An 8,536-nucleotide genomic window follows, 5' to 3' on the forward strand; every position below is an offset into this window, starting at 1 on the left:
GCCTACGATCTGGGATTCCTGAATCGTGTCGTCCCCCAGAAGCAAGTGCTCGACGCGGCATTCGAACTCGCGGAGAAGATCGCCGCGAATGGGCCGATCGCCGTTCAGGCGATTCGCAAATCCGCCCGCGAATGTCTGGGACGCCCCGAGAGCGAGGCGATGGGTATGGAGTCGCGCTTCGCAGCCCCCGTGTTCAAGACCGAGGATGCCCGCGAGGGGCCCAAGGCATTCATGGAGAAGCGCAAGCCAAACTATAAGGGCCGTTGAAGCAAGAAACCGAAATCATTACCACGGGGAGACGTTCCGATGCAGTTCGGCATTCAGATGGTTTTTCAGAATTTCGACAGAGCCAACTCTGGCGTAACCGACGGCCAGGTCTATGACGAGGAGATCCGTCTCGGGCTTTTGGCGGAAGAACTCGGCTTTGACGCATTGTGGCCCGTCGAGCATCATTTCGAGGACTATTCGTTTTGTCCCGACAACACCCAGTTCCTGAGTTACATGGCGGCGCGCACCAAACGCATCAAGTTGGGCACCGGCGCTGTCATCCTTCCCTGGAATGTGCCCGTTCGGATCGCGGAAAAGGTCGTCCTGCTGGATCACCTTTGCCAAGGCCGAACGCTCTTCGGGATGGGGCGCGGTCTGGCGCGCAAGGAATATGACGGCATGGGCGTGAACATGGACGAAGCCCGCCAACGCTTCGATGAAGCAAGCCCGATGATTATAGACGCTCTCGAGACCGGCTTCATCGAAGGAAGCGGCCCCTTCTATCCGCAGAAGCGGATAGAAATCCGTCCCAATCCGCGCGGCTCCTTCAAGGGGCGCATCTATCAGGTCGCCATGTCGCCGGAATCCGTTCTTCAGTGCGCGAAGGCTGGCGCGCGGATGGTGATCTTTGCTCAAAAGCCGTGGGAAGCTCAGGCCGAGGCCGTCAAGGAATACAAGGCTGCGTACAAGGCGCAGCATGGCGAAGACGCACCGCCGATCATGATATGCGACTTCACCTATTGCGACACCGATCCTGCTCGCGCGAAGGAGTTGGGACAGAAATATGTGACCAACTATCTGCTTTCGGTACTCGATCACTATGAACTGGCCGGCGAGCATTTTAAGAACGCCAAGGGCTACGAGTCCTACGCCCAGGCCGTCGACGCCATTCGCGCGCTCGGCAAGGATGGAATGGCCAAGACCTACCTCGATGTCACGGCCTGGGGGACGCCCAAGGAAATCGTCGAGAAGTTCGAATATCGCAAATCGCTTCTGGGCGAATTCGACATCAATCCCTGCTTCCTTTTCGGTGGCATGAGCTACGAGGAAGCAGCCGAAAGCATGCGTTCGTTTGCCAGACACGTCATACCGGCCCTGAGAAAGAGCAGCAAACGCAAGGTGGCTTGACGCGTCCGCTTCTGGAAGCCTCGTGGCGGTCTGATCTGAAAACCAGGCGACGACCCGGCTTGTCGTCGATGCCTTGGTAACGGCGATCTGGCGGCGTGGAAAGCCGGATGCGCCGATGCATCTCTCCGATCACAGGGATGCATGCTCGATGAGCCGGTCTGGAAATTGCCGGGACAGTGCAGCGATGGCGAGCGCCTCTCCTCGCTCAAGATCGAACGCATGGCCCGCAAGATCGAACCCTCACGAAATAAACGAACTTCGCAGGCCGGAAAAGATGACGACAGCGCTGTTATGCTGACACCCGGGAAGAGCGGCGCCGTCGAAGGCAAATGATTTCGGTTGATTCAGCGTCCCAACGCTGCCGACTTTCGGGATCAGCACGAAGACGAGGTTTGGGTCGGAGGAGATCTATCTCGACCCAAGGGGCAGTCGACGCCCGTCTTTCAAGGGGAGGATCGGGGGAGGAACCTCGAAATCCGCACGCCGACTGCGACTAGTGCTGACCGTCGGGTATTCTCAACATGAGACCGTCGAGATCGTCGGTCATTGTGATCTGGCAAGCAAGGCGGCTGTTTTCCGTCGAACCTTCGGCAAATTGTAGCAAGTTGGCTTCCATGCCGCCCGGCTCGGCCATGCCGGCCCGGGACATCCACGCGGCATCGACATGCACATGGCAGGTCGCGCAGGCGCATTCGCCCCCGCAATCGCCGTCGATGCCCGGCACACCGTTGTTGACCGCGGCGTCCCTCGCAGTCGTGCCACTCTTGACCGCGATAGGATATTCAGCGCCGTCCGGCTCGATGAAAATGACTGTGGGCATATTTTTCTCTTTTCGATCATGCTGGATGAAACGGCGAGTGGAGCGTTCGTTTTCGCGATGAATCGGGGGCGCCGCTCCGTCGCGAACTAATGCCCGCGCAGCTTCACCGGCAGACGGGTGAACCCGCGGATGAAGTTGGACAGCGTTCTCTCGGGCGCGCCGACGACCTCCACCTTGCTGAAACGCTTCAGGATTTCTTCCCAGATGATGCGCAACTGCAACTCCGCCACGCGGTTCCCCATGCAGCGATGGACGCCGAAACCGAAGGAAAGATGGTGACGGGAATTCGGGCGGTCGATAATGAACTCGTTCGGGCGGTCAATTACCTCGTCGTCCCGGTTTCCCGAGAGGTACCACATAACGACTTTGTCGCCCTTTCTGATCTTCTTGCCACCGATTTCGGCGTCCATGAGTGCCGTCCGACGCATATGCGTCAGCGGCGTCTGCCAGCGGATGATCTCGGGGATCATTTTCGGGATGAGGCCTGGATCGGCCATGAGCTTGCGGTATTCGGCCGGGTTCTGATTAAGGGCGAGCACCCCGCCGCTGATGGAATTGCGCGTGGTGTCGTTACCGCCGACGATCAGGAGAATCAGGTTGCCCAGAAATTCGAGATACGGCATGTCCCGCGTCGCGGGCGAATGCACCATCATCGAGATCAGATCGGGCTTCGGCGGCTCGTTGGCCCGCTTGTCCCAAAGGCCCTTGAAGTATTGCGCACATTCGAGGAGCTCCTCGCGGCGCTGCTCAAACGAAGAAACCACGCCCGTCTCCGGCGTCGCGGTCGCAACATCCGACCAGCGAGTGAGCTTGCGCCGCTCCTCCCAGGGGAAGTCGAACAGTGTCGCCAGCGTCATCGTCGTAAGCTCGATGGAAACCCGGTCAACCCAGTCGATCTCCTCGCCGACGGGAAGCGAATCGAGAATAAGCCCCGCGCGCTCGCGGATGATGGGCTCCAGCAGAACAAGGTTGGACGGGGCGACAGCCGGACTGACTGCCTTGCGCTGAGCGTCATGCTTGGGCGGATCCATCGCAATGAACATCTCAAGTTCAAGCGACGCTTCGCCGCTTTGCATGTCCTGCAGGGTGATACCACCAAGTTTAGCCTCCGAGGAGAACGTCTGGTGGTTCACTTCGACCTGCATGATGTCGTTGAATTTCGTTACCGACCAGTAAGGGCCATAGGCGCTCTCGGGGCAATAATGGACGGGGTCTTCCCGCCGCAGCCGTGTGAAGTAGCTCCCGATCGTGTCGCTTTGAAAGAGCTTTGGATCGCTGACATCCATCTGAGAAAGCGGGACCGTCGAAGCCGGATCTCTAGTCAATGTGTCGGTCGTCATCTCTCCGTCCTCCCGATCGACAGCTACGCGGCATCCCCCCGTCATGGCGCATGCAATCTTTTGTGTAATTCATTATAATAAATCATATGGACGATTCAGCGTCAAACGCTTTTGTCCCGCAGGCTCCCCCAAAAACCGGCAGCGAGGCTGCCGCAGATACATCAATCCAGGACGAATCCTTCATAATCCTTGGCCGCGGCGGTATTGCACCGGTCCATATACATGGGCACGCCGGGGAAATTCAGAAGCTGCCGCGGTTTCCCGGGAACGTTGGCACCCATGTACCAGGAATCGGCCCGGGGAAAGAGCGTCATGTCGGCGATGGCGTTCAGGAACTGCGTCCATTCTTCCTCCGCCTGAGCGGTCGCCTCGATCCGCCGCTTGTTATTCTCGCGCATATGTTTGAGGCAACCGACGACCCACTCACCCTGCAATTCGGCACATGTCGGGCCGTTGCAGAATCCGGAAGGACTCTGCGGACCGTAAAGAAAAAGCATGTTCGGGAATCCCGACGTCGCGAAACCGAGATAAGTACGCGCGCCTTCGGTCCATCTTTCCTTGAGCGTCACACCGCCCGTCCCGCGTATATCGATCTGTGTCAACCCGCCGGTCACGGCGTCGAATCCCGTCGCCAGAACAAGCATATCGAGTTCAACCAGACCATCCGCCGTGCGCACGCCTTCGGGAACTATTTCCGCGATGGGCGTCTCTCGCACATCTATCAGGCTGACGTTGTCCTGATTGAACACTTCGTAATACCACTGCTCCAGCGAAGGCCGCTTGACGCCGAAGGGATGTGGCGGCTCCATCGGCGCGAGTTTGTCGGCCAATGCCGGATCCTTGATCCGGGCGCGGGTCTTGTCGCGCCAGAAATCGTACATGGTACGATTTGCTTCCTCATTCGTCAGGATGTCGGAAAATCCACCAATCCAGTAGTGGAAGCCGCCTTTCTGCCAAAGCCTTTCATAAAGCGCGCAGCGCTCTTCCGGCGGCACTTCCAGCGCGGACCTTTCGTCCCTCAGGATGTCGAATCCGCCAAACGTCTCCCGCCGTACACGGAATATCTCCGGATAATCGGCCTTCATCCGCTGCTGCGTCTCGACATCGAGCTTGCGCTGCTGCATCGGCAGAGCGAGGATCGGCGTGCGCTGGAACACCGTCAGATGTGCCGCATCCTTGCTGGCTTCCTGTACCACCTGAACGCCGCTCGCTCCGGTTCCCACGACGCCAACCCGCTTGCCCGTGAAACTGGCGCCTTCCTGGGGCCACAATCCCGTGTGAAATGATTCTCCCGCGAAGCTTTCAAGACCCTTGTAGTTCGGAATATAGGGTTTCGACGCAAAACCTGTGCAAAGGATAAAGAACCGGGCGCGCACGACGGCGCCATCGGTCGTGCGGATGACCCATTGATCGCGCGCTTCGTCGAATTCCGCCGCGCTGACGCGCGTGCCAAATCTTATGTCACGGCTGAGATCGAGTTTTTTGTCGACGTAGTGGAAGTAGCGGCGCAGCTCGTCCCAAGCCGGAAACCTCTCGGTCCAGTTCCAGTCGCGCCATAATTCCTCGATCGAAAATTCATAAATCGGGACATGAGAATCGACCCGCGCGCCAGGATAGCAGTTCCAGTACCAGATGCCCCCCATGTCGGCACCGGCCTCAAACAGGCGCACTTTGAAACCTTCTTGCCGCAAGCGGTGAAGCTGATAGATGCCATTGAATCCCGCTCCGACAATGAGGGCATCGAATACCTCGGCATCGTCATTTTTTTGCGTCTGGCCGGATTGTAGCGAACTCATGGAAACAGCTTCCCTTCCTATCCCCGCCACGAAACGGTGGATATCGTTCCGGAATTTACTTCATCAAAACCATATTCGGTCGCCGAGCAATCTTCCTCGCAGCGCCGGGAGGGGAGCTGCGTTGCCTAAGCGGGCTTTGGATCGCGAATGAGAACGGTGCCTTGGGCCGCACAACAGGCGCGGCCCTCGTTCGTCACATCTATACGAACCACCGCAGTCGATTTTGTCATCGCAATCAGTTCAGCCACTGCTGTAACCTTGCCCGACGATACCGGCGCCAGCAGATTGAGCTTGAATTCCGTCGTGGCCGCCCACTGTCCTTTCCGCATATGCGGATAGCAAACGCAGCCGAGAACATGGTCGCACATCGCAGCCAGCACCCCACCATGCATGTTTCCGATCGGCGTCAACAGCCGGTCGGAAACTTCCATCTCGGCAGTGAGCTTGCCCGGCTCGATATGCGTGATGCGGACCCCCAGAAATTCGGGCAACCCTTTCATTGAATTGCTGGCGTTTATGAAACCCTCTGCGATCTCCTGGTTGAACTCCGGCAGTTTTGCAACGATTGTCATTTCGTTTTCTCCGAACCTTCAATAAATGATCCCCAGGGCGCGCAGCCGAGGCTTACAGATAGGCGTTTGCACTGCTCAACGAGCTCTCGGCGCTTTTCACGAGATCGGCCATGACTTCCGCAGCCGGCTTTACCTTGTGAATGAGGCCCATGCCCTGCCCTGCGAAACCGGGAGCGATGTCTTTCCGCTTTACCGCCGCCGCCGCCGCCAGAACCGGCATCGCAACCATGGGCTGGAAGGGCATGGGCAACGGCTCCAGACCCGCCTCGACAAAAGCCTCGGACCACTTGTTGCGAATGATCCGGGCCGGCTTTCCGGTGACCGTTCGCGAAACAAGTGTGTCACCGTCACCCGACTCGACGATCGCTTCCTTCTGGAAGTCCTCGATGCCCGCCTCGTCGGTCGCGAGAAACGCCGTACCGATCCAGGCACCTTCGGCGCCGAGCATCATTGCAGCCGCGATCCCGCGCCCGTCGGAAATGCCGCCCGCGCCGAGCACGGGAATGCGACCCGCAACCGCATCGACAACCTGCGGGATGAGCGCCATCGTTCCGATGGGCGAGTTATGCCCGCCCCCGTCATGACCTTGCGCAACGATCAGATCGATGCCGGAATTGACCACCTGCAGGGCATGCTTTACGGCGCCGACGACTGCCATCACCTTGGTGCCGTTGGCGTGGAGCCGATCAAGCCAGGGTCCCGGATTGCCGAGACCCGCCGCATAGACAGGAACCCGTTCCTCAACAACGACTTCCATTTGCGCTTCGAAGAATTCTTTCGAAAACAACGGCGCGCTCGATTTGGACGACCGGTGAGCTTCCTCGGATTCCCGCGCCCTGGATTTCAGCGGCGGTATGTTTTCCTTCTTCAGAAAATCTTGCGCGAATTTTTGGTACTCAGGCAGCAGATCCATCGGAGACGGACCCGCCTTGCCTTTGTAGGCTTCCCTGCGCACGGAGGCTGGCAGCAGGGTGTCTACACCAAATGGTTTGTCCGTCAACGATCGCGTTTCCCGAATCCATTCGCGCAGCTGATCGGGAGAACAAGCAGCCGCACCAAGCACACCGAGGCCACCCGCATTCGATACCGCCGCCGCAAGCCGTGGAACGCTCGCACCGCCCATACCGGCCAGCAAAATCGGGTATTTGATTCCCAGAATATCACATACTCGGCTATGCAGAGTCATAGCTAACCTCCCATGGGCGACTTCATCGGCCGCGTTATTTATGATCATAAATTAGCGACGCCCAAGGACCGGCGCAAGTGCCGCAAAAAACGACATCGAAATCGCTAGCACTCGCCTAGCGTTTCCGTCGGGGAACCCGCGGCACGCTCAGGTCGTCCACATCCTGCCAACGCACGATCTTGGACATGATGTCGGGATGACGAGATTCCAGATACTTGTCGGATCGGCTTATGAACCGGGACATTTCGGTGAAGGCGAGGTCCGGATTGCGATCTTCAATCGCCTTGAGAAGCCGTCCGTACGCCTTGATCTGATAATCACGCTCACCTTCGGTGTAAGTTATGCCGACTTCCGACGCATTCGTAATGTTGTGAAGCGAACTGATCAGAAATCCGATCAAGGGATTGCCAGACGCCCACGCAAGCACGTCGTGGAAACGCCTGTTCTCCTCCGCATAGGAGTCGCAAGATACGGACAGCGTCTTCAAAGTGGCCAATGAGGTATTCAGCTTGTCGATATCCTCATCGGACGCACGCTCCGCCGCAAGCGCCGCCATGGTCGGGCCGACCGCTTGCCTCACTTCAATCAGCGAACGGAATGTGGTGCCGAGAAACTGCAGCAGCAACGCCATTGTACTGGCAAAATCTTTCGGTCGAGGCTCCTGAACAACCGGCCCGCCGCCGGGGCCGGGCCGCAGAAAAATGATGCCCTGCAGTTCCAGAAACCTGAGCGCCTCCCGCAAAGTCGCGCGGGCCACGCCATACCGTAAGAGCATCTCCTGTTCCGGTGGCAAGCGATCTCCGACCTCGGCACCTTGCTGCTCAATGTCGTCGACAATCTGCCTCGCAACTGTGAGGGCACGCTTGCCGGACCCTTTCGGAAATCGGCCAACTCGCGAAACGGACACGCTCGCTTTCATTCGTATACCTGCATTCTTCGTTTTCAAGACCAATCGCCCCCCATCAGGGAACGGTTGGGCGAACCCGACTACAATACCATCGTCCGTGTTTGCAACATCCCATCAATTTATCATAATGGATTCCGGCTCTTAATACACATACGAAGAACATTGGAAAAAGGCGTTTGATGTCAGAAAACCGGACCTTGTTCACCCTTGTCCAAAATCTCAAAATCGCGGCGGACGCATTCGGCCCCGACCATGGGCGTCCGGTCATGCTCGCCCATGGCGGCGGACAGACACGCCATGCTTGGCAAGCCTGCGGTAAAAGGTTGGGACAAAACGGATACTACACCCTCGCCGTCGATTTGCGCGGGCACGGCGAAAGCGACTGGTCTCCGGACGGAGACTACAGAATGGAGCGTTTCGCGGAGGATCTCCTCGACATCGCGGACGGCTTCTCCGTGCCTCCGGTCCTGGTTGGCGCATCTCTGGGCGGCATCGCGGGCATGATCGCGCAGGGAGAATA

Annotated in this window: 9 protein-coding genes and 1 pseudogene; 4 read left to right on the plus strand and 6 right to left on the minus strand. The window is 58.3% G+C overall.

Annotated elements, in window-relative coordinates:
* The 3 genes and pseudogenes from CMI59_RS07415 to CMI59_RS07425 all read left to right on the plus strand — a co-directional run.
* On the plus strand, window positions 1-267 hold a 267-nt coding region (locus CMI59_RS07415; RefSeq protein WP_293326776.1), incomplete at its 5' end, for an enoyl-CoA hydratase-related protein.
* Between the two features lie 39 nt (window positions 268-306).
* Window positions 307-1,395: an LLM class flavin-dependent oxidoreductase gene (locus tag CMI59_RS07420; protein ID WP_045448710.1), complete on the plus strand. Its 1,089-nt coding sequence runs from the start codon at window positions 307-309 to the stop codon at window positions 1,393-1,395.
* 49 nt (window positions 1,396-1,444) lie between these two features.
* Window positions 1,445-1,644 (plus strand): annotated as a pseudogene (locus CMI59_RS07425) (IS3 family transposase); the annotation flags it as partial.
* Between the two features lie 244 nt (window positions 1,645-1,888).
* On the opposite strand, the gene CMI59_RS07430 reads toward CMI59_RS07425, so the two are convergent.
* The 6 genes from CMI59_RS07430 to CMI59_RS07455 form a co-directional block, all read right to left on the minus strand.
* Window positions 1,889-2,215 carry a 2Fe-2S iron-sulfur cluster-binding protein gene (locus tag CMI59_RS07430; RefSeq protein WP_045448706.1) on the minus strand — a complete coding sequence of 109 codons (327 nt, stop codon included), beginning with the start codon at window positions 2,213-2,215 and terminating at the stop codon, window positions 1,889-1,891.
* An 86-nt stretch (window positions 2,216-2,301) separates the two neighbouring features.
* Window positions 2,302-3,555 (minus strand): cytochrome P450, encoded by a 1,254-nt coding sequence (locus CMI59_RS07435; protein WP_293217708.1) that lies wholly within the window; start codon window positions 3,553-3,555, stop codon window positions 2,302-2,304.
* Between the two features lie 161 nt (window positions 3,556-3,716).
* A complete protein-coding gene (locus CMI59_RS07440) occupies window positions 3,717-5,351 on the minus strand; it encodes an NAD(P)/FAD-dependent oxidoreductase (protein ID WP_293326780.1) in 1,635 nt (544 codons plus the stop codon).
* A gap of 125 nt (window positions 5,352-5,476) precedes the next feature.
* Complete coding sequence (locus CMI59_RS07445; protein WP_293217716.1) at window positions 5,477-5,923, minus strand: PaaI family thioesterase; 447 nt, start codon at window positions 5,921-5,923, stop codon at window positions 5,477-5,479.
* 52 nt (window positions 5,924-5,975) lie between these two features.
* Complete coding sequence (locus tag CMI59_RS07450) at window positions 5,976-7,157, minus strand: nitronate monooxygenase (protein WP_363102412.1); 1,182 nt, start codon at window positions 7,155-7,157, stop codon at window positions 5,976-5,978.
* Between the two features lie 67 nt (window positions 7,158-7,224).
* A complete protein-coding gene (locus CMI59_RS07455; RefSeq protein ID WP_293217722.1) occupies window positions 7,225-8,055 on the minus strand; it encodes an FCD domain-containing protein in 831 nt (276 codons plus the stop codon).
* A gap of 227 nt (window positions 8,056-8,282) precedes the next feature.
* Between CMI59_RS07455 and CMI59_RS07460 the strand changes: the two genes are divergently transcribed.
* Window positions 8,283-8,536, plus strand: a 254-nt coding sequence (locus CMI59_RS07460; protein ID WP_293326786.1) for an alpha/beta fold hydrolase, incomplete at its 3' end; no start/stop codon positions are given.

The sequence above is a fragment of the Parvibaculum sp. genome, from assembly GCF_002684405.1.
In the GTDB taxonomy this organism is placed as follows: Bacteria; Pseudomonadota; Alphaproteobacteria; order Parvibaculales; family Parvibaculaceae; genus Parvibaculum.

What these genes read in the sequence shown, in the direction of transcription:
- CMI59_RS07420 (WP_045448710.1), top strand. Translation starts at nt 307, where the DNA reads ATGCAGTTCGGCATTCAGATGGTTTTTCAGAATTTCGACAGAGCCAAC.
- CMI59_RS07430 (WP_045448706.1), bottom strand. Translation starts at nt 2,215, where the DNA reads ATGCCCACAGTCATTTTCATCGAGCCGGACGGCGCTGAATATCCTATC.
- CMI59_RS07435 (WP_293217708.1), bottom strand. Translation starts at nt 3,555, where the DNA reads ATGACGACCGACACATTGACTAGAGATCCGGCTTCGACGGTCCCGCTT.
- CMI59_RS07440 (WP_293326780.1), bottom strand. Translation starts at nt 5,351, where the DNA reads ATGAGTTCGCTACAATCCGGCCAGACGCAAAAAAATGACGATGCCGAG.
- CMI59_RS07445 (WP_293217716.1), bottom strand. Translation starts at nt 5,923, where the DNA reads ATGACAATCGTTGCAAAACTGCCGGAGTTCAACCAGGAGATCGCAGAG.
- CMI59_RS07450 (WP_363102412.1), bottom strand. Translation starts at nt 7,157, where the DNA reads ATGATCATAAATAACGCGGCCGATGAAGTCGCCCATGGGAGGTTAGCT.